This is a genomic window from Mycoplasma sp. 10961 (assembly GCF_055523525.1).
Genome location: NZ_JBVFVD010000001.1, coordinates 472,370 through 495,115, shown reverse-complemented (window position 1 = coordinate 495,115; position 22,746 = coordinate 472,370). Strand labels below are relative to the sequence as shown.

Below are 22,746 nucleotides of genomic sequence, written 5' to 3'. Positions count from 1 at the left end.
ATGGCTTGAAAAATGAGAAAAAGTCTTAAGTATGCACTTTTATTTTTAGGTTCTTCTGTTTTAATAATATCAACATCATTATATGCTTGATATTGAATTGAACATAATCAATGGCAAAAAGACAGTGAAAAAGGTGGTAGTTCTTATTGGAATAAAGATAGAACACTTCTAACTTTAGAATCGGGGTATCCAAGTTTATTTATAAAAGATCCCAATCGCCAGGTAACTATAAAAAATGAATATGATTATTATGAACCATGAAAATATAGTAATATGGATGTCCGACTTGACGAGAACAACCAAAACTCACCATGAGTTTATTCAAGTAATAATTTTAAAAATACTACATATATTTTTAAAACAAAACAAGATTTTATAAACTTGTTTAGACGTGTTAGCAGCGAAATTCATTCATATCCAAATGAAGATTTTATTATTAAAGAATTTAAAGAATTATTAGATGACATCAATTTTGAAATACATGATTTAATTTTATTAAATAATTATTATAGTCCATCAATGCCAAGCCGGGGCGATCGCAGGAAAATAGGATGGGATATAAAAAATTATAAATATGATTATGTTACAAATACTCTTTGATTAGAATGAACTAAAAACTATAAAATGAAGAAATATTTTTGAATTTCTGATTCTAGTAATTGAATTAATGATAAAGCAATAGGTTCTAATAGTTGATATAGAAGTTATTTTCTTATACTCAATAAGACAAAAGTAACAGATTCAAATGAGATTAATTTAAAAATAGAATATGATTGAATAAAATAACTAAATGTTTTGAAAGTGTTATAAATAATAACGGTAAAAGCAACAAAGCTTACTTTGTTGCTTTTACCATTCGTTAATCTAAGTTATAAATATAGAGTATGCAAGAGTTTAAAAATTCACTTTTGTGATATAATAAAATTATTATTTATAATAATTTTGTTGAATTTTAACAATCAAAGGAGCAAAAATGATATTTAATTTAGATAATGCAGATAACAAGAAACAAACTTTGGAACCTGAATATGAAGAAGATAAAAGAGTAGTTTTTAAAGATGATATAGAATCAACTATTGATGATAATGATGAAGAAATAATCCCTCAAGATAACGATGATTATTTAGTAAAACCTAGTTTAATTACAGAACCACAAGGTGGACTTAAGCCAGTTATTGTGGATGACGAAATGAAAACATCATTTTTAGAATATGCAATGAGTGTTATTGTTTCCAGAGCTTTGCCTGATGCGCGCGATGGTTTAAAACCAGTACACCGAAGAATTCTATATGATATGTTTGAACTAGGAATTACCCCAAGTTCCCAACACCGTAAAAGTGCAAGAATCGTTGGGGATGTTTTAGGTAAATATCACCCGCATGGTGATTCATCAGTTTATGAAGCAATGGTGCGTATGGCACAAGATTTCTCTATGCGCTATCCATTAGTTGACGGACACGGAAACTTTGGCTCAATTGATGGCGATCAAGCTGCGGCAATGCGTTATACTGAAGCAAGAATGACAAAACTATCAAGTGAACTCCTTGAAGGAATTAAAAAAGATACAGTTGATTTTGTCGATAACTATGATGCAACAGAGCAAGAACCAGTTGTCTTACCTGCTAAATTTCCAAATTTACTAGTTAGTGGTTCCTCAGGTATTGCTGTAGGTATGGCTACTTCAATTCCGCCACACAACCTCACAGAAATAATTAATGCCACGATAGCATTAGCTAAAAACCCTCAGATTACAACTATGGAATTAATGCAAAGTGTCAAAGGACCTGATTTTCCTACTGGAGGAATAATTTTAGGTACTAAAGGAGTTCTTGATACTTATGAAACAGGACGTGGTAGCATTATCGTTAGATCTAAAACGCAAATTGTCGAAAAAGCTAACACTAAGTCAAAAATTATAGTTACTGAAATTCCTTATGCAATTAAGACCAGCACAATTATTAAAAAAATTGTTGAACTTGTTAAAGAAAAAGTTATTGATGGAATTGCTGATATTAGGGATGAAACAAACCTTAACGGAATTAGAATTGTTTTTGATATTAAAAAAGGATATAGTCCAAGTATTATACTAAATCAATTATTCCAAAAATCAGATTTACAAACTACATTTAATTCAAATTTAGTTGCTCTAGTTAATGGAGAACCTAAAACCTTAAGTTTAAAACAAGCATTAAATGTTTATTTAGATCATCAAAAGGATGTTTTTACTCGTAGACTTAATTATGATTTAACTAAAGCACAAGAAAAAGTTCATATTTTAGAAGGGTTAAAGGTTGCAATTTTAAATATTGACGAAGTTATTAAAATTATTAAAAGTTCTAAAACTGATCAAATTGCACAAGATAATTTAATTGCTCGCTTTGAATTTACTGAACGCCAAACTAAAGCAATCTTAGATATGAACCTACGTCGTTTAACTGCTTTAAATTATGAAAAGATGGTTGATGAAATTAACCAACTATATATTGAAATAAAAGGATATCAAGAAATTTTATCTAGCGAAGAAAAACTTGTTAATCTAATTATTGAAGAATTAGAAATAGTTCGGGATAAATATGGTGATAATCGCCGCACTAGCATTGATTATTATGGAGTGGGAAAAATTAATGATGAAGATTTAATTCCACGTAAAGAAATTGTAATTACTGCATCCATTAATGGCTATGTAAAAAGAATTAATTTAGATCAATATACTACGCAACACCGCGGAGGTTCAGGTTCAACAAGTATGAAGACTTATGATGATGATGATATTTCATTAATTTTAAAATCCTCAACACACTCTAACTTACTACTTTTTTCAAATTTTAGTAAAGCATATGCCTTAAAAGGATATCAAATTCCAGAAGTGTCAAAACAAAGCAAAGGGCAACCTTTTATTAACATTTTAGAAAACTTAAACGTTAAAGAAGATGAGAAGATTATTTCAATAATTTCTGTTGATGAATTTGCTGATGATTTATTTTTAGCAACCATTACAAAAAAAGGTATTTTCAAAAAAACACCTCTTTCATTATTTAGTAATGTACGCCGCTCGGGTATTTTAGCTTTTAAATTACAAGATGAAGATCAATTAGTCAGAGCATTTATCGCTACATCTGGCGATAATGTCCTTGTTGCTAATAACTATAAAAATATTGCACTATTTGATATTGATTCAGTACGTACTTTGGGTCGCAACTCACTTGGTGTTAAAGCAATAAAACTTGTAGAAGGCCAATATGTAATTAATGGTTCTTCAAATAAAGATGGAGATTTAATTTTTTCATTAGGAGCTAAAGGATTTGGAAAAATTACTCATGAATCTGAATATAGAGTTACAAGACGTGGGGCTAAAGGAGTTACAGGTATTAATCCAGAAAAATCAGGACCTTTAGTCTTTGCCTCATTTGTTAATCAAGAAGATGAATTATTAATAATCACTTCAAATGGCAATACAATTAGAATTAAAGTTGATCAATTTAACCAAACAGCAAGAAATACTAAAGGTGTAAAAGTTATTAATTTACGTAATAAAGATCAAATTGTTGCGGTGGAAGTTTTAAAAAATATTAATAATACTCAAAAACACGATGAGAATCAAACACCTTATAATTAAGGTGTTTTTATATATAAATAATCAAATAATTTATAAATAAGTTGGTTTATAAATACAATAATTATTTATAATATGTAATTATGAGATTACGTTTTGATAATACAGCACAGGATAAACTTAATAATTCTAAATTTTATCTACAAACTTTCCCAATTCAAGTATCCAAAAATGATGTCATTGAAATTGGAGCAGGAAAAGGGGAAATGATTGTGCAACTTGCGATAAATAATCCTAATATAAAATATTATGCATTAGAAAAATATCAAACTGTTGCTAATAAAATTTTAAGTAAGATAAAACAATATAATCTAGAGAATTTATTTATTATTACTAAAGATGCTAAAGAATTAAGCGATATTTTTATTGGAAAAGTAGAGCAAATTTGATTAACCTTTTCTGACCCTTGACCAAAAAATGCTCACGAGAAACGCCGTTTAACTTACAAAACTTATTTAGATTTATACAAAAATTTACTTGTTAAAAATGGTAGTTTGTGATTTAAAACAGATAATGATAAATTATTTAATTACTCAGTTGAATCATTACAAGAAAACAACTGAATAATTACAGATATCACTACTGATTTACACAAATCTAATTATAATCTTAACAATTATCAAACAGGCTATGAAACAAAATGAGCAAATCAAGGTAAAAATATTAATTTTTTAATTGCTCGCTATAATTGAAAGGAATAAAATGAAAAATAATTTTAAACAAAGATTAACAAAATATTTAGAAATCAAAGCAATGTCACGATATGAAGAACCGATTGTTGACGAACTAAAAGCAAATATTCCAAGCATTTATGAGGTTTCACGGGATAAACTTGGCTCAGTAATTTTTTACAAAAAGTCAAAAGTTGAAAATGCTCCAAAAGTAATGATTGCAGCCCATATGGATGAAGTTGGTTACATTGTTAGATCAATTTCAAAACAAGGGCAAATTTTACTATCAGCAATTGGCGGAATTTGAGCTTCAACTATTATTGGGACAAAAGCTATTTTAAAAGTAGGAACTGGTAAAGAATTCATAGGTGTTTTTGGACATACTAGCATTCACATCATGGAACGTGAAAAAGTTGCAAAAGCATTAACTAATGATGAATTGTACGCTGATTTTGGTTTCAAAAGTGAGCAAGAAGCTCTAGATAATGGTGTTGAAATAGGAGATCCGATTTTTATCTCAGGCGAAACAATATACTTTGATAATCCAGATTTACTTGGTGGGAAAGCAATGGATAATCGTGCTGGGGTGACTATTTTGGAAAAAATTGCAAATGATCTAGCAAACAAAGATTTAAATGTAGATTTATATTTAGTTGGAACTGTTCAAGAAGAAGTAGGAACTAGGGGCGCTAGAACCTCGGTATCTATTATAAAACCAGATATTGCTATAGCATTAGATACAACATCAACCCATGATACAATTGGTACAATACCTGGAACTACTGCATTATTTAAAGGTGCTGCTTTAAGGGTAAAAGATGGTGGGACACTTATGGACCCAAAACTTATTAAATGTTTTATAGATATTTCAAAAAAATACAATATACCAGCATATAAGTTTGTAGCTGCAGGTGGCGGAACTGATGCTGCTAAGTTACAATACTCTCCTAATGGCGGGGCTGCAACTTTAACTCTTTCATTAGCACAACGATATTTACATAGCCCTATTGGAGTTTGTGCCATAAGTGATTTAATGGCAACTGCTAATTTAATTATAAAGTTCTTAGAAGATTTTGATAATGAGACATATCAAAATATTGTTTTTAAGTAAAATATAGTATAATTAATTTAAATTATTAGAATTAATAAAAAATTGGAGGAAAATTATGGTAGAAATGACTACTGGAATATTTATTTTAATGATTATATTAGTAGTAATTGGAGCGGTAGCTGCAGCTGCATTTGTTACTTTTATGCTAACTAAAAAATTCTTTGAAAAACAATTGCGTGAAAACCCACCGGTAAATGAAAAAATGTTGCGTGTGATGTTTAATCAAATGGGTAGAAAAGCAAGCGAAACACAAATCCGCCAAATCATGCGTTCTATGCAAAATGCAAAAGATAACTAATTTAATAAATATTAAATCATTATTTAATAATAATGTTTTTTATTTTTTGGATTTTTTCAGAAAGTTCAATTAATATGAAAATAATGATATTACAATCTAAATTTAAAAAAAATCCACTCTTTAAATTATTTAATAATTTTTATCAAAGGTGGAAAAGACTCTCTAAATTAAAGTATTTACTATTTGTTTATTTATTAATTCTGATTATTGCAAGTTTATTTTTATGAAGCCCAATTACTCAAACTAATCCAGAGAAAGATTGATATAGTGCAAAGAGCTATTTAAATTCTCTTTTTACAGTTTCAAGTGCTTTTAGTAACACAGGATTAGTTCTTTACGACACACACCTACATTGAAATATTCTAGGACAAATTATTTTGGCAATCTTAATTATCTGTGGCGGTTTAGGGATTTTTGTTTTAAAATTTTACATTTTTAACTTTATTTTTAAACGAAATATAAAATCTATGAATGTTTACAAAATGATCCAATATGAAAGAAACCATACTGAAGTAAATAAAATTGGAAATTTATTAACTTCTTCAGTAACATTTATTTTATCTGTCATTTTGGTTTCTGGTTTTGCCATGAGTTTTTATTTTTATTATGCTAATCCTGAGCATACTTTTGGTATCCAACAAACTCTTGATGGATATGTTAATCCACAGGGAAATTGGTCACTAGCATTTAGGTTTGGTTTTTTTCATACAATATCAGCTATTAATAATGCTGGTTTTGATTTAATTTCAGGTAGATCCTTAATGCCTTATTATCAAAATTTTGCTTTGCAATTTTGATTTATTATTTTGCTGGTTTTAGGGGGACTAGGCTTCCCGGTTATTTATGATATAAACCGTTATTTTAAACATAAACTTAAACGTAAAAAAAATAAATATCGTTTCTTATTATTTACCAAAGTATCAACAATTACATATCTTTTAATTTTTTTAGTTGGTTTGGCAATGTTGTTTGGTTTTGAATTTTTTTCAATTAATGCAAATACCTTTTGAAATAAAGTCTACATTCCAGATGCTATGAAAAATGATTATAATAATTGGCTTTATACTTTAAGTTTTTATTCAGAAAATCCAACTGAGCAAGGTAAGTTAATTTATCAAGAGCTAAGATCATTAACAAGCCTTAATGATAGTTCAGCTTTAACAACAGATAGTGCTAAAGAATGATTTAATATTTTAAATAAAAGCCACCTTAATATTATTAAATTTTTTGATCAGAATGGTATGTTAATTGGGTATAAAAATGGCACCTTAAAAGAGTTTTTAAACCAAGGTCAAATGTATGGCGGTACTTTTGATAAAGTTTTCGCTTTAGTATTTACTTCTTTATCAACGCGTAGTGCTGGCTTTGCTACTGTTAACATGAGGGATTTTTCACGAACAAGTTTTTTTGTTTTATTAATTATGATGGTTATAGGCGCAGCACCATCCTCAACTGGTGGAGGGATTAGAACAACTACCTTTGCAATTGTTTCTTTAACAATTCTTTCAGTTATCTTGAAACGTTCAAGGGTTAGAGTTTTTAAGCGCAGCATCAACCCTGAAAATGTATTTATGGCTGGCCAGGTATTTATTATTGGTTTAGTAATATTGCTAATGGCTTCCTTTGTCTTATTTACTTCCTTTGATATTTATGGTGGAAATGTTAATACAGATCAGGCATTATTAAGTAAAACATTTGAAGCTCATATTACCTCTTATGAGTCTGAGCATATCTTCTTTGAAGTCGCTAGCGCCTTTGGAACAGCCGGCTTATCGACAGGGATTACAAGAGATCTTAATATTGTTTCTAAAATTGCACTAATTTTTGTGATGTTTATTGGTCAATTTGGAATTTCTTCATCACTACTTGTTTGAAATAGAAAAAAAAGTAATAAGAGACATTATGAATATATAACTACTGACATAGTTATAGGTTAGGAAAATATGAAATTTAGTTATTCAGATGATATAGTTATTATTGGGCTTGGTCGATTTGGTCAATCAATTGTAGATGAACTTTTAAAACTAAACAAAAAAATAACTATTATTGATAGTAATGAAGAATTGCTAAAACGTTATAAAGATGATATAGATAATTTAATTTTGGGTGATGCCGCTGATACTCGTTTACTAAAAGCTAATAAAATTAGTTCAGTTGGCACAGTTGTTGTAGCAGTTCCTGAAAATATCGAGATTGTTGCCGCATTATTAGAATTAGGAACTAAAAACATTATTGCACGCTCAACTACACCAAGACACAGCCGTGTTCTTAGACAAGTTGGTGTTGATTTAATTGTTAGTCCCGAAAATGAATCAGGGAAACGAACTGCATTAATAGCTGCTAATAGTAACTTTTTAAAATATAGTGAAAATTTTCAAGAAATTGGTGATGATTTTGTAATTGGTACAACTACAATAAAAAACCACTCACTTAATAATAAATTAGTTAAAGATGTTGATTTTAACAAGCGGGGAGTAAGTTTAGTTTTAGTAAAAAATAATGGTAAAAGCATTCGCCCAACTGGTTCAACATTATTACATTATAATGATACAGTTACCTTAATTGGAGATATTTCAGATGTCAGCCTAGCATTTGAATGACTCCAACAAGAATAATTATTCATTAAAGCAAAAAATGAGTTTGAAAAAACTCATTTTTTATTACTATTTTCTTGGCAAGAAGGTCGATAAGTGGTAAAATATTATAGGATGGTGGGAAAAAATGTCAAATATTATCTACGGAACACACTCACGAAACATGGATGGAAAAAACCGAGTTGTTTTACCATCTAATATAAAAGAGTATTTAGGCACTAATTTTATGATTTCAATTGGCTTTGATGGGAATGCTGACTTACGCAGTAAAGAAGAATTTCAAAAATACATTAAAATGTTAGAAAATCAAAGTGTATTTGATAAAAAAGCCCGGATTATTACACGCTCTATTTTAGGAAATAGTTTTGAAGTAACCTTAGATAATATGAATCGCATTAGTTTACCAAAACAAATGGTCGAACAACTCGCTATCCAAAAAGAAATAATTTTTATTGGCGCTGGAACACTAGTAGAATTATGATCTGCAGAGAAATACAATAGTTTTGTTAATGAACATACTCTTGATGATATTGCTTTAATCGCACAAGAACTTTCTGAAAAACATAATGGATAAATTACACTATTCAGTTATGCTTAATGAAACTATTGATTCTCTTGAGATTAAGGCTGATGGTATTTATGTTGATTTAACATTAGGCCTAGGAGGTCATTCAGCTAAAATCCTCGAAAAAATAACGAACGGACATTTATATTGTTTTGATAAAGATTCATTTGCCATAAAGGAATCTGATCTTAAGTTAAAACAAGTAAGTCTCAATTACACCTTAATTAAAAGTGATTTCAAAAATATAAAATCAAAATTAAGGGAATTGAATATCGAGAAAGTAGATGGTATTATTGCTGATTTAGGATTTTCCTCACCTCAAGTTGATCAAGCAAGCCGTGGTTTTAGTTATAACAAAGATGCTACCTTGGATATGCGTATGGACCAAGAGCAACAATTTTCTGCTCTTGAATTAATTAATACTTATTCACAAGCTAGTTTAGAACGAATCTTACGTGATTACGCTGATGTAAGGCTTTGACAAAAAGTTGCTAAGGCCATCATAATAAACCGTCCAATTACAACTACACTTGAATTAGTAGAGATTATCAAAAAAGCATACCCTGCAGCACTTTTACGCAAAAAAAACCCCGCCAAACAAGTTTTCCAAGCCTTAAGAATTGAAGTAAATAACGAACTAGATTCGTTAAAAACTATGCTTAACGATGCATTAGAGTTACTTAATAATAATGGCACCCTAGCGATTATTACATTTCACTCCTTAGAAGATCGTATTGTAAAGCAATTTATTAAAAAAATCACATATTCAAATTTACCTCATAAGATGCCGATTCAAGAGGTAAAAAAATATGTGATTAAACAACTAACTCCTTCAAAATCGGAACTATCCGAAAATAAAAGGTCTAAAAGTGCAAAATTAAGAGTTATCAAAAAACTTGCTTAGTAAATCAAAATATTGTTTATATTTAAATAATTTCCTTTCAATTAATAATTATTATAAATAAAATTTTAGTTTAATCTAATTAATTTAGCTGATTATTAAATTAAACTTTGTTATTTGTTTTGGGCTAATGATAAATCTTAAAGTTTATTTGTGCGCACATTTAATAAGATAAACTTATTAAAAAAATAAACTAAATATTTATTTTAAGGCAATAATTAAATCATTACTTAATTAAATTAACTTAGTATTATAACTTGTTTAAAAATATTAGCTACATTTTTAAACATTATAATTTAAGCATATTTTAGTTATTTAAATGCTTTTATTATTTAATACTATATATTAAATATAGTTGCTGCCCTGTTTTGTGTTACATTTGTACCTCCTTTTTCTGTATAAAATAAGTTTTAATAATATTTTTAAACTAGTATTTGAGCAACTTTTAGAACTTTTTTATAACAAAAACAAGCAAATTAAAATGCTTGTTTTTTAATATATTTTTACTGATTGAAAGACATTTACAAGTTAAACTGGGAAATTTTTTTCGGACGGTTTTACCTTCCCCAACCATACCATTTGGCTAAGCCAAACGGAATGCTTTGGGAAGGTTTTTTTATCTTATTCTTTTATAATTATATCAGTTTATAAATTCTTTGATTTTTTGTCATAATTCAATAAAAGTAAGTCTTTTACAGGTTTGATCAAAATTTGGGAAAATTTCACTTTTAAGAATTGAGAAGAAATACTCAATTTCACGATTGTCAAGACTATTACCAATTCTTGACATTGATATTTTACCTTTTAGTGATTTTATTTTCTTAGTATATTCAAGCGAAGAATAAGCAGATCCATGGTCAGAATGTAAAATAAAATTATTTTTGAATTTTGTATTGGTGATATTATTCAAAATTAGTTCAGTATCATTTCTAAGTGATAATTCATAGGTCACAAACTTAGTTTTATGATCAATAATTGCAGATAAATAAATATGATTCTGTTCAATATCTTTTGGTGCTGGTATATAGGTCACGTCTGTTGCATATATATTATTGTTGCTTGAATTATAATCTCTTTTTACTAAATCAGGTACTTTAACACTAGTATTTTTAGATTCTTTAGTTTTACGTTTTTGTCTAACAAATGTTTTCAAATTCAGTTTTTTCATATAATTTCCTAGGGTTCTAGGATTTATTTGAATATTATATTCTTGGAAAATATATTTAGCAAGTCTCCTTCGTCCATACCTTTCTTTATTTTCGACAAAACTTTGAAAAATTATTTCTTTGTGTTTAACCTTTAGTTCTTTAGTCTTGTTGTTATCTTTCAATTTCTCGTAATATGTAGATCTTGAAACACATATCATTTTAGATTTTTTAGTATGTGACAGATTCTTGATTTTCTTTATCTTTGAGATATCTGCATCAATATTATTTTCATTAAAAATTCGATAGTAGTATTTTATAACTGCATCTTTTTCATCATCTTTAAGAGTATCAATTCATGTATAATCGAGAACTTTCTTTTTCTTTCTCCCAACACCTTTATCTTTCTTAGGTGATTTACCGCTTTGTGATTCTATGTTCATATTTAAATTATACAGTTTTCTTTTCTTTAACATATTTCTCATTGATTCTTTATTTCAGTATACTTTTCTGATATCAAAACATAAATTTTCAAATTCTGACTTGGTTATTCCCAGGTTCAAATATTTATCGTATAAGTCAAAAATTTTGATTCATTCTTTAGTCTTTAAATGTCTCATAACTACCTCTTTTTCTTTATATTAAAAATATTCGGATTTTGTCCGAATATTTTTTCCCTGTCTAAGTGTTGTATTTTTTATTTAATTTTATATAATATATATTAATATATTATATTATTTAAAAAGTGAGGCATTATGAAATCAAAAAATAAGAAACGTAGTTTATTTTTAGTGCTCTTTGCACTAGGCATCAGTACATCAGTAGTCACTGCCTGCAAGGCACCAGGTTCATCAGTTCAAATTGGACGTTCAGGTGATCAAGAACCTAAAGGCCCAAAACCTAAGGAAGATGAAAAACCAAGTGATTCACTTGATAAAATAAAGTTTGTGACAAGTGATCCAAAAGCAGGAAATAATACCCAAAAACTTGCAAAACCACAAGATGGTGATTTACCACGTAAAATATCTAATAACATCATTTATTCAGACCAAAAAATTAGATATGTTGCAATTGGTGATTCGATTACTGCGGGATTTGATGGTACTTTACCAAAAGATTATAAAGGTCAACTCGAAGCTAATAATAGTGTTTCAGGTTTATCATATCCTGCATTTTTAGCACGAATGTTAAATCAAAATAATCGTGTTGAATCATTTAATAACTATGCAATTTCGGGAGCAACAACTCTGGACTGAATAAAGTTTTTAAATTTTGAACTAGATAATAAACGCTTTGGCACAAATCCAAGTGTTATTTTTAGTTCACTTAATAATAAACGACAACAAATTATTAATGAATTACAAAACTCAAACTTAATTACCTTTACTTTGGGAGCAAATGACTTCTTTGGTCTATTATTTGACACAATTGGAGATGCCGAAAGTTTAGACTTAATTAAAAACTTTTTTGATAATAAACCAATTTTAGGTGATGCAATTAAATTTGTTAACCGCTTATTTCAAAAAGCACTGCCTGAAATGAGAAAGCGTTTAATTGCATTTGCAAAGCAATTAAAAGAATTAGCACCAAAAGCTAATATTAATATTGTTTCATATCCAATGCCATTATTAATGTTGTTCAATGTTCTTAATGAATATATTAATACTAACTTAATAGGTAATTTAGGTAGTTTAAAAGTTTTAGACTTATTACAAGAAATACTTAATGATTTATTAAAAGAAGTAGCAATTAATTCAGATGTAAATTACGTTAATACTTATAATAATGAATTTTGGAATGAAAATGCAAAAGATCTATCAGCCATTTTCTTTGATATACACCCTGGAACTAAAGGTTACAAAAAAATGGCAATGGATTTATATTTAAAGATCACAAAGCCAAATTTAAATCAAAAATATTATGATAATTACAATTTTACAGATCAATATTTAAAATTAGATGCCAATACAGCTAGTTATCAAATTCAAGTTGATAATCCTGATCAAAGCGTTTTAGGAAAAAGTTCATATGAATATATTAATACAACAAGTGATTATGAATATTCAATTGATTTATTAAGAACACCATTAAACTTCATGGGCCGTTTAAAAGAGTTAGCTTATGTCTTTGATTATTACATTGGTGATGTTCTTGATTTCTTAACAAATAGCTCAGTTTACGAACAAATTGATCCAAATGGTGTTCTTAAAACATTACTTAATAAAACTTCAACTAAAGGTAATACTTATTTTGCCAATTTAACTTCAGAAATTTTTAGTTCACAAAAAATAGCTCAAATTCTAGCTAATATTCAAATTCAAATTGATTTAGCTACTAAAGATAAAAACCTAGATTTTGCAAGTTTAAAACGAATTGTCACAAGTAATATTCTATCTCTTGATAATTTAGCATACGTAATTAGCGGAATTGCACGAAGTGAATTAGTTAAATTTAATAAAGATGAATTATCAAAAGCAATTAAAGAAGTTATTCAAAATATTTTAAGTGTCTTTAAAGATCCAATTAGTAATTTATTAGTTAATCCAATTCATAATGTATTGAAAGACTACAATATTCAAAAATCTGATATAAGTAAGATTTTTGATAACCTAATTAGTTCTAAAGATTTTGTTGCTTTAATTAGCAAGTTAATCGATATCTTTATCTACAATTCTGATGAATTTAGTGATCTTTCAAACCTTTCACAATTTATTAATGCATTTATCGCAGATAAAAAGAATAACGAAGAATTATCATCATTAATTAATAATAATTTTAAATATTTTATTAATAATGAAGGTGTTCAAAACTTAGTAACCAATGTTGTTTATAGTTCACTAGAAAAAGCTAATTTAACTAAAAATATTACTAAAGAACAACTGAAACAAGCGACTAATAATGGTTTTGATTTATTACAAGAATTAAATATTGAATTTAAAATTGTTGATAACTTGATTGCAAATGTATTAAACAAAATTGCAATTCGCGGCCTTGGTAATATAACTCAAGTAGTTTCAGAAGCTTTTGTTGATTCATTTAAATCATTTTTACTAAATAATGATTATGAAAGTAATATAGTAAAAGTAGTTAAAATCTTAGCTAATTCTAAATTTATAGCTAGCCACCAAGATTTACTTTCACAACTATTAAATAACCTTTTAGATTCTCAAAATATTTCTTCTGTAAGCATGGTCTTAACTAGTGCAATAAGAAGCAACCAAACATTGAGTAAATTTTTCAATGAACAAGATTTAAATAATGTATTTAAATTTGTTCTTAATTTAACTGAAACCAAACAAATGTTGCTGTCAACAGTTGATGCAACATTAAAAAACTATGAAACTTTTAAAAATGTTCAAAGTTTAAATGAAGTAATTCTTAAAATAATTAGTAATTTTAACCTAGATTTATTTAAAACAAACTTAGTAAGCTTCCTAAATAAAATCCGTAATTCATCTGAATTTAAACAATTTTTAATTAGTTCATTAACTAACTATGTAAGTTCTGCAAATATTAAATTAACAACTAAAGATCATGAATTTATCCAATCATTAATCAATGATTTAAATCCAACCTTAGATGATATTAATATTTTAGAACCAGTTATTAATACATTCTTTGAGCACCTTAAAGAAATTAAAAATTCAGATAACATCCTTGGTGATCTTAATGGTCTTTCAGATAAACTTTTAAATGTTATCCAAAGAAAAATTAATGATCCTATTGCTTTTGCTAAAAAACTTATTAATAAACCATATATTAAAAATAATGTTGATTTTATTGGGACAATTGCCAAAATTGTCTATGCTGATTTAAATGCAAAAGGATTATTAGTTAACTTGGTGAATAATAATTTGTTTACATTGCTTGAAAATGCAAATGTATCTAAATACCTTGACCAAGATGAAATCAAAAAATTATTTATTACACTAATTAATAACCCTGAAACACAAAACATTATTTATAGTGCAATTACAGTAATTATTAATGATCCTAATTTACTAGATAAACTAAATGATACAAATGATTTAATTAATACATTATTAGTAAAAGCTGATGTCAAAAAGTTAATTAAAAATAGCCTAAAAAATATTAGCATTGATCTCTTTAATGATATTTCACTGAATAAAACCTTAGCGAAAACCTTAGTTGAAATATCAAAAGATAGTTTTTTAGCAATTGATAAAAAATATCAATCATTAATTCATAATGTTATTCCAAGTATTAAACATATTTTAAAATCAACCAATAAATATGAGCAATTCTTTAGTTTAATTTTTAATACGCTATCTGAGACAAATAGTATTGATCAAATTGCCTCTAATTTATTTGATAAATTTAAAGACTTCTTTGATTTTAAAGATTTAAATCTTTATAAAGTTATCTTAACATCTCCAATAGTTTTAGAAACTAAAGACTTATTAAAAGAATTTTTAAATGATTTCTTAACAAAGATAAAATCACCGCAATTCCCTGAATTTATTAATTCTTTATTACCTGAAAGTTTACCTTATAATATAACTAAGGATGAAATAAAAACAACTATTTCATTAATTTACAATAATGAAAACTTGCATAAAGCATTTAATTTAGCAATTGATTTATTATTTAATAACCTTGATAACCTAAAAAATGCAACTTCCCTAATTCAAGCTTTAAAAGTGGTTTTAAATGATAAAACTAATTTACAAAGCTTGGGAACTGAAATAGCAAGTTTTGTTAGTGCAGTTCATAAAGACCGCACAATTAAAAAAGTTATTGTTAACCTATTGCAAGGATTCTTAAACCAGCCTTCATATAGTTGAGTATTAGAAAATGTTAATGATAAAGAAACATTTTTAAATAATACTTATGATACTTTAATTAGTGAGTTAACCAACCTTAATTTAATTAAACATTTATTTGGTGGCTTAGAACAATTTATTAGTAGTGATTCGCTGGATTTTAGTAGTTTAATCTCATTTTTTATTAAAGAACTTTTCAAAGAATTTGCAGCTGATAAACTTGAAACTAATTTAGTTAGAATTATTAAAGCGATAAGTCAAAATTATTTAACACAAAATAAACAAGCAATATTACAAGTTTTTAAAAATATTTATAATCATTTTGCTAATGATAAAGAGAAATTCCCAACCTTGCTTAGTGGAATATTACCTGAAAATATTAAATCAAAAATTCAAGAATATGCAAACTTAAGCGACCTTGCGGATTTAACAACCTTAGTTTTAAGTGATAACGAAGTTAAAAACAACATTTTCGAATTAGTTAGCTCAATTTTAAATAATAGTCAAAAACTTGCTCAAATTAACTCTTTATCAGATTTAATTTTTACAGCCTTAAAATCAATTGATCATACTAAACTAAAAACATTATTAACCAATATATTTAGTAAGGTTAATACTCCATCTTGAAGCAATTCAATTGTTAAACTTTTAGCGCAAATTTTAGAAAATAAATATCCTAAAATATACAAAAAATCTACTACTGAAGGATTTATTGAAAACTTAATTAAAGATTATTATGCAATAGATAAAATAGCAAACTTTAATCAAAAAATTATTGATTATATTTCAAATGCTATTGGAAATTCTTCACATAAAAATCTTAATGACTTATATAATGATTTAAGTATTAATAAACTAACCAATAGTATCTTTGATGATTTAACAACTAAGCTTGATCAAATAATACAGGCATTTGTTAAATCTAATGTTATTACTAAAAATAAAACATACTTCTTGGAAGTTATTGAATTTGCAAGTTTAGAATTATTAAATAATTACAATTTACTTTTAGAACCACTTAATAAATTACTAGTGAGTGAACAACTTATCGATGAAAGTAAAAAACTTACCTTAGATCAATTTAAAAACTTCAACGAATTTGTTCAGGATGTTATTTATTTTGATTCTAATGTTTCATTAATTTATAAAACACTTAATTTTAGTGACCAGCAACTTAAATCAATTACTAATCTAGAGACTCTAAAAACAGCACTAATTAATAATCTTACTAATGCTGTTAATATCCAAGAATATGATTTCATTAAATCAATTATTCATTCAAACTTTTTAAGTAAAGAAAAAGAATTTATAAAACATATTATTGAAAAATTAATTCAAAAATTTGTAACAAAAGAAACACTTACCCCAATTTTAACTAACGTTAGTCTTAACTTATTTGGATCTGAAAGTCTTAACAATACTTTAAAAAATGCATTAGCAGATATTTTGGTAAAAGACGATTTTAAAGCAATCCTTAAAACTATTGTTAATACTGTGCTAGACAACTTAAATCATTTACAAAAAGCAACAACATATAATGATTTAGTAAAAGCAATTTTTACAATTCCATCTTTAAAATCACAAATTGAGCAACCTTTAGTTAAATTTATTAAAGATGCAATCTTAAATGATAAATTTAAAACTTCATTTAGAGAATTGCTTACTAACTTATTGAATAATCCTTCTTTTACAGAATACTTCAAAGGAATAGAAAATAAACAAAGAATTGTTGATAATGTTTTAGATGTTTATAACATAATTGATAAACATCTAAACTTTAGCCAATTGATCTTCAATACAATTTTTGATGCCTTAGCGACTTATGGTTCCCAAGTTAACATAACTAAAACTGCAAATGTAATTCTTAATGGACTACAAAAACATTTAGGAGACTCAACCAACCAAGAAAGCAAAGTTATTGCTTTAATTAAAGAGTTAGCTAATTCAAAATTATTTGCAGAAAATAAAGATGATTTAACTAAATTACTTTCTAATATCATAAATATTTTAAAAACACAAGGTACTTTTGATAATGCTCTTGATGCGTTACCTCAAAGTGCTAAAAGCACTATTGCTAAATTTATACCATTAAATTCCCTTAAAACATTATTTAATTACATCCTTGCAAACCAGCACTTTAACTCAATTTTCAATAATACTGTATATAACTTTATAACCAGAATCAACGAATTTAAAGATGTTGCTTCATATTTTGATGTTTTAAAGAAAACATTAAGTATCATTGATACAAATAAACTTGAAACCGACGTTAATGGATTAATAAATGACTTATTAAAAAATTCAACTGAAGTTAAGCAGGCAATTAATGACTTTTTAATGCAAACTTTAACTACTTATGGAGTTTCAGTTACTGATGCAAAAATTAAAAATTTAATTACGAATATAAGTAATAATTTAGATCAACTAGTTGAAGCTGCTGATATTTTAAAACCAATTATTGATAAATTCTTTATTAGAATTAAATCAGCAAGTTCTCAAACTAATTTAACAGGAATGCTTGATGAATTTAAAGCATTAACTAATGATGTTTCATTAATTATTCAATCAAAATTAAAGGATAATCCAAAACAATTTGTCGATAAGATTTTAAACCTTAGCTTTTTAAAAAATGACAAAGCAACTTTAGCAAAAGTAATCTCGCAACTATTAATTGGTTTAAAAAATAAAGGTGTTTTAGCAAATATTTTTAACCAAGTAGTTGATAATATTGAGCAAAATACAGCATTTTTAACCTTAGTAGATAAACAAACCTTAAAATTATTAGGGCAAATAGCTTTAGATAATACTAGTTTAAATAATGCCTTAACCAGTATTGTCCCTGAACTTATTAATGATACAAACTGGCTAAATCATACAAATAATCTTTTTGAATTACTTAAAATAGTTTTAACAAAAGCACCTGTTAAAAATGCAATTATTTCATATTTAAATACTTTTGCAAATTCATTATCTAACAATCCTAAGGTGCTTGAAATAGCTTTAAGATTAATTGATAATTTAGCTAAAAATTACCAAATTAACCTAAATGGAATTAATAAAACTGCATTAGTATCTGCTCTTTTAAATAATCTTAACAATTATTTAAAAGATATTCAATTATTACCTAACTTATTTACTCAAACTCTTGATTCAATTACTTCATCAATTAATACTGAGCACGCTATAAGTAGGTTACAAGATTGAATTTCTAGCAAGTTAAATCTTGGTTCATATCAAACATATAAAAAATTCTTTATTCATTTTGAAAATTTAAGTAATAATAAAAATGATTTAAAACAAATTTTCAACAGTGTTTTGACTAATATTGGCCAAAATAATGAATTACTTAAATCTTTTGTAAATACTGCAAGTCAAAGCAATGTATTAGTTAAATACCAAATTCCTGAGACTGATTTAGAAAGCGTTTTAAAAGCTATTTTAAGTGATAACCAGATTCTAAATAATTTTAAAGATCTATTTGGGGCTTCAGTTAATAATTGAAATGCATTTAAATCAGCAAATGATTTTTGAGATTTATTAAATAGATTATTGCAAGACTCTTCTTTTTCAAATAGTTCTGCAAATTTATTAAAAACTATCTTAAACAAACTTTTAATAAATACTAATTTTCACAACATTATTAGTAAAATAACGGTTAATGAAGTTAAGAATACTAAATATAGTCAAATCTTTGACAGATTGTCAAATTCTGAAAATTTTGTTAAAAACTCATTTTCACTTGTCAATATCTTTAATAAGAATTTAAAACTTACTGATAACTTAGTTGATAATTTAATTTTGGATCTTAAAAAATCAAAAGACCCACTTACAATTAACTCAATTATTAATAGTTTAGTAAAAAGTGTCAATAATTTTATAAGTCAAGATAATTTTGACTTAAGAGCTGCACAATTATTTAAAGAAGTTTTAAATAATTCTGCTTTTGAAATTGCTAAGTTAGATTTAACTGTTGTGGTTGAAAATGCTACTACTATCTTAATAAAAGATGTGCAACTTGGAGAACTCGTTTGAAGTTTATTACCAAGTAGTTCAAGAGCATTTATTACCCGTAATTTCATTGATAAAACACACTTTACCGGTGTTATTGATGATATTTTAGATCCAAGTTCAATTAAAGAAGTTGTTGGCGAAATTATGGTTTATATTATTAACAATAAATCACAATTTGCAAATATTAACAACTTAGTTGATATCTTTAAAATTTACTTTAATAACCCAAATAACAAACAAAACTTCCAGGCTAAAATTGTTAAAATTTTACAAAATGGATTTAAGAAAACTAACGCCAAAAATGCTATTATAGCTGTTTTTGACAAAGGAATTAAATTCTTCAATATTCGTAATACTTCACAAGCAAATAAACTAAAACGTAAGTTTGCTGATGGATTTGGTGATTTTTTAGTACGCCAGGAAATCTTTACAAATGCACTAAATGCTGTTTTTGAAACAGTATCACGTGCAAATAATCTTAAACAAATTCCTAGTGTAATCGCAAATGCATTAAGTGGCAATTTAAAGATATCTGAATTTAATACAATTAAAAAACTCTTAAAAGATGAATTAATTCAAAAGAATTCAAAATTAATTATTGATTTTGCATTTGAAGCAATTAGTAACTTCATTAATGATCAAAATAGAATAAGGGCTGCAATTGATGAATTTGGCATTGTAGAATTAATAACAGCAAGTTATCCAGATATTGATAAAATACTTGTCAAAGACATGTTAATACTTGCAATTAATAACCCTGATTTGCGGCAAGCATTAAATACTTCAATTAGTGATTTTATAACTAGAATCAATGAATACCAAAAAAATAACAGTTGATTAACGGCTCTAAACACCTTGTTAAATGCTCCTACAGAAACTTCAAGTAAATTAAAAGATAATTTCTATAATTGAATAAAAGCAACCTTAAAAAATCCTGATCAAAGGTTAGTTAAAGGTGCGGCACAAGTTTTAATTTCAAAACTAAGAGATTCAAATGTTATGTTTAGTTTTACAGGCCAAGATGCCACGATGGTTAATAACATGGTTGGTAATTTCTTTAAATTTATTGCTGACCGCAACGAATTAAAGGGTATGATTGATAAAATCTATGAAAGAATTAGGTTAATTGATTTTTCAAAACTAAAACGTGATGATCCAAAAATCGTAATTCGTGCAATTACTGATGGAGCATTCCACTTTCTATTAGCATGAGATTATAAAACATTCCAACTTAGCAAAATTTATGAGAATATTCCCTTTTTAAAGGCTTTAATTGATAGTTTAGGGGATGATAATTATGTTAGATTTATTAACCGTATTTTTGAAGCAAGTGACCGCACTAAAATGACTGGTATTTACGGATTTATAAAAAATACATTAATGAATGGAGAATGAGAACACGAAAAACCAGGTAAACCAATTGATCCACCTAAACCACCAGTGGATCCTGGTAAACCAATTACTCCTAGTCCATCTCCTACTCCAACACCACCTGAAGCACCAATTGATACAGAAGAAGGTTATGGTTTTTACCAAGATTACAGTGTACTTACAATTAGGGATCGAGTTGCAGATTTATTAAGAATATTCTACCGTCCAATTTTTAGACAAATGTTAGTTAAATTGTCAAATAAAACATATAATATAAATAATCCTAAAGGTAATCCAGAATATCATGCTGCTTATCGTATAACAGCACTTGTATTATGATTCTTAAAAGACAAAGCTGAACTTGGCGGATGGTTCTGAAATATCGGTTTAGATGCCGTTTCCATGGTGGTTAATTCTTTAAGCATGGCTTTTGGTGATGCTAGAGATACTTATCCAGATAAGTTTAAGCAACTATCTAATAAAGAATTAGAAGCTATGGGTGGTTATTCTTCGTGATATGGCATTAGATCTTATAATACCGATTTTATAATAGGAAACCGTGCTTCAAGTACACGTCATTGAAACTATTGATCAGATCAATTATTAGCCTATGTTTACTACCGTGTTGGCTACAATGATAGATATACAGGACGTGCAAATACTGATATATTATTAGACTCATTAAAAGATGGTTTCTTACATAAAAGATAATTCAAGATATAAATACTTTAATATTTAAAAGCATTACAAAACCACCTATAGACAGGGAAAAAATATTCGGACAAAATCCGAATATTTTTAATATAAAGAAAAAGAGGTAGTTATGAGACATTTAAAGACTAAAGAATGAATCAAAATTTTTGACTTATACGATAAATATTTGAACCTGGGAATAACCAAGTCAGAATTTGAAAATTTATGTTTTGATATCAGAAAAGTATACTGAAATAAAGAATCAATGAGAAATATGTTAAAGAAAAGAAAACTGTATAATTTAAATATGAACATAGAATCACAAAGCGGTAAATCACCTAAGAAAGATAAAGGTGTTGGGAGAAAGAAAAAGAAAGTTCTCGATTATACATGAATTGATACTCTTAAAGATGATGAAAAAGATGCAGTTATAAAATACTACTATCGAATTTTTAATGAAAATAATATTGATGCAGATATCTCAAAGATAAAGAAAATCAAGAATCTGTCACATACTAAAAAATCTAAAATGATATGTGTTTCAAGATCTACATATTACGAGAAATTGAAAGATAACAACAAGACTAAAGAACTAAAGGTTAAACACAAAGAAATAATTTTTCAAAGTTTTGTCGAAAATAAAGAAAGGTATGGACGAAGGAGACTTGCTAAATATATTTTCCAAGAATATAATATTCAAATAAATCCTAGAACCCTAGGAAATTATATGAAAAAACTGAATTTGAAAACATTTGTTAGACAAAAACGTAAAACTAAAGAATCTAAAAATACTAGTGTTAAAGTACCTGATTTAGTAAAAAGAGATTATAATTCAAGCAACAATAATATATATGCAACAGACGTGACCTATATACCAGCACCAAAAGATATTGAACAGAATCATATTTATTTATCTGCAATTATTGATCATAAAACTAAGTTTGTAAAGCCGGACAGAAAAGTTAACATGTAAATGTTAGCTTTTTTGT

General features: G+C 26.9%; 12 protein-coding genes. 11 read left to right on the top strand and 1 reads right to left on the bottom strand.

From position 1 onward, the window contains the following. From AC0B4T_RS02100 to rsmH, 9 genes are all read left to right on the top strand, one after another. The gene (locus tag AC0B4T_RS02100) at nucleotides 1–786 is read left to right on the top strand and encodes a hypothetical protein (protein WP_465102930.1); all 786 of its coding nucleotides are present in this window, start codon (nucleotides 1–3) and stop codon (nucleotides 784–786) included. Nucleotides 787–973: 187 nt separating this feature from the next. Further along, a complete protein-coding gene (gyrA, locus tag AC0B4T_RS02095) occupies nucleotides 974–3,616 on the top strand; it encodes a DNA gyrase subunit A (protein WP_465102929.1) in 2,643 nt (880 codons plus the stop codon). An 80-nt stretch (nucleotides 3,617–3,696) separates the two neighbouring features. Next, nucleotides 3,697–4,314 (top strand): tRNA (guanosine(46)-N7)-methyltransferase TrmB, encoded by a 618-nt coding sequence (gene trmB, locus AC0B4T_RS02090; RefSeq protein WP_465102928.1) that lies wholly within the window; start codon nucleotides 3,697–3,699, stop codon nucleotides 4,312–4,314. Between the two features lies 1 nt (nucleotide 4,315). Further along, entirely contained in the window at nucleotides 4,316–5,395 is a 1,080-nt protein-coding gene (locus AC0B4T_RS02085; RefSeq protein WP_465102927.1) for a zinc-binding metallopeptidase family protein, read from the top strand. A gap of 55 nt (nucleotides 5,396–5,450) precedes the next feature. Continuing rightward, entirely contained in the window at nucleotides 5,451–5,693 is a 243-nt protein-coding gene (locus tag AC0B4T_RS02080) for a YneF family protein (protein WP_465101533.1), read from the top strand. A gap of 32 nt (nucleotides 5,694–5,725) precedes the next feature. Continuing rightward, the gene (locus AC0B4T_RS02075; protein WP_465102926.1) at nucleotides 5,726–7,630 is read left to right on the top strand and encodes a potassium transporter TrkG; all 1,905 of its coding nucleotides are present in this window, start codon (nucleotides 5,726–5,728) and stop codon (nucleotides 7,628–7,630) included. Nucleotides 7,631–7,636: 6 nt separating this feature from the next. Then, nucleotides 7,637–8,308 carry a potassium channel family protein gene (locus tag AC0B4T_RS02070; protein ID WP_465102925.1) on the top strand — a complete coding sequence of 224 codons (672 nt, stop codon included), beginning with the start codon at nucleotides 7,637–7,639 and terminating at the stop codon, nucleotides 8,306–8,308. Between the two features lie 106 nt (nucleotides 8,309–8,414). Beyond that, entirely contained in the window at nucleotides 8,415–8,861 is a 447-nt protein-coding gene (locus AC0B4T_RS02065; protein ID WP_465102924.1) for a division/cell wall cluster transcriptional repressor MraZ, read from the top strand. Further along, nucleotides 8,854–9,756 (top strand): 16S rRNA (cytosine(1402)-N(4))-methyltransferase RsmH, encoded by a 903-nt coding sequence (rsmH, locus tag AC0B4T_RS02060; RefSeq protein ID WP_465102923.1) that lies wholly within the window; start codon nucleotides 8,854–8,856, stop codon nucleotides 9,754–9,756. The genes AC0B4T_RS02065 and rsmH overlap by 8 nt, the downstream gene beginning before the upstream one ends. A 613-nt stretch (nucleotides 9,757–10,369) precedes the next feature. Here the strand turns inward: rsmH and AC0B4T_RS02055 are convergent. Continuing rightward, nucleotides 10,370–11,518, bottom strand: a complete 1,149-nt coding sequence (locus AC0B4T_RS02055; protein WP_465102922.1) for an IS3 family transposase — start codon at nucleotides 11,516–11,518, stop codon at nucleotides 10,370–10,372. 135 nt (nucleotides 11,519–11,653) lie between these two features. Here AC0B4T_RS02055 and AC0B4T_RS02050 point away from each other — a divergent pair, with 135 nt between their 5' ends. Both AC0B4T_RS02050 and AC0B4T_RS02045 read left to right on the top strand, forming a co-directional pair. Further along, the gene (locus AC0B4T_RS02050) at nucleotides 11,654–21,775 is read left to right on the top strand and encodes an SGNH/GDSL hydrolase family protein (protein ID WP_465102921.1); all 10,122 of its coding nucleotides are present in this window, start codon (nucleotides 11,654–11,656) and stop codon (nucleotides 21,773–21,775) included. A gap of 112 nt (nucleotides 21,776–21,887) precedes the next feature. After that, the gene (locus tag AC0B4T_RS02045; RefSeq protein ID WP_465102920.1) at nucleotides 21,888–22,730 is read left to right on the top strand and encodes an IS3 family transposase; all 843 of its coding nucleotides are present in this window, start codon (nucleotides 21,888–21,890) and stop codon (nucleotides 22,728–22,730) included. Nucleotides 22,731–22,746 lie beyond the last annotated feature (16 nt).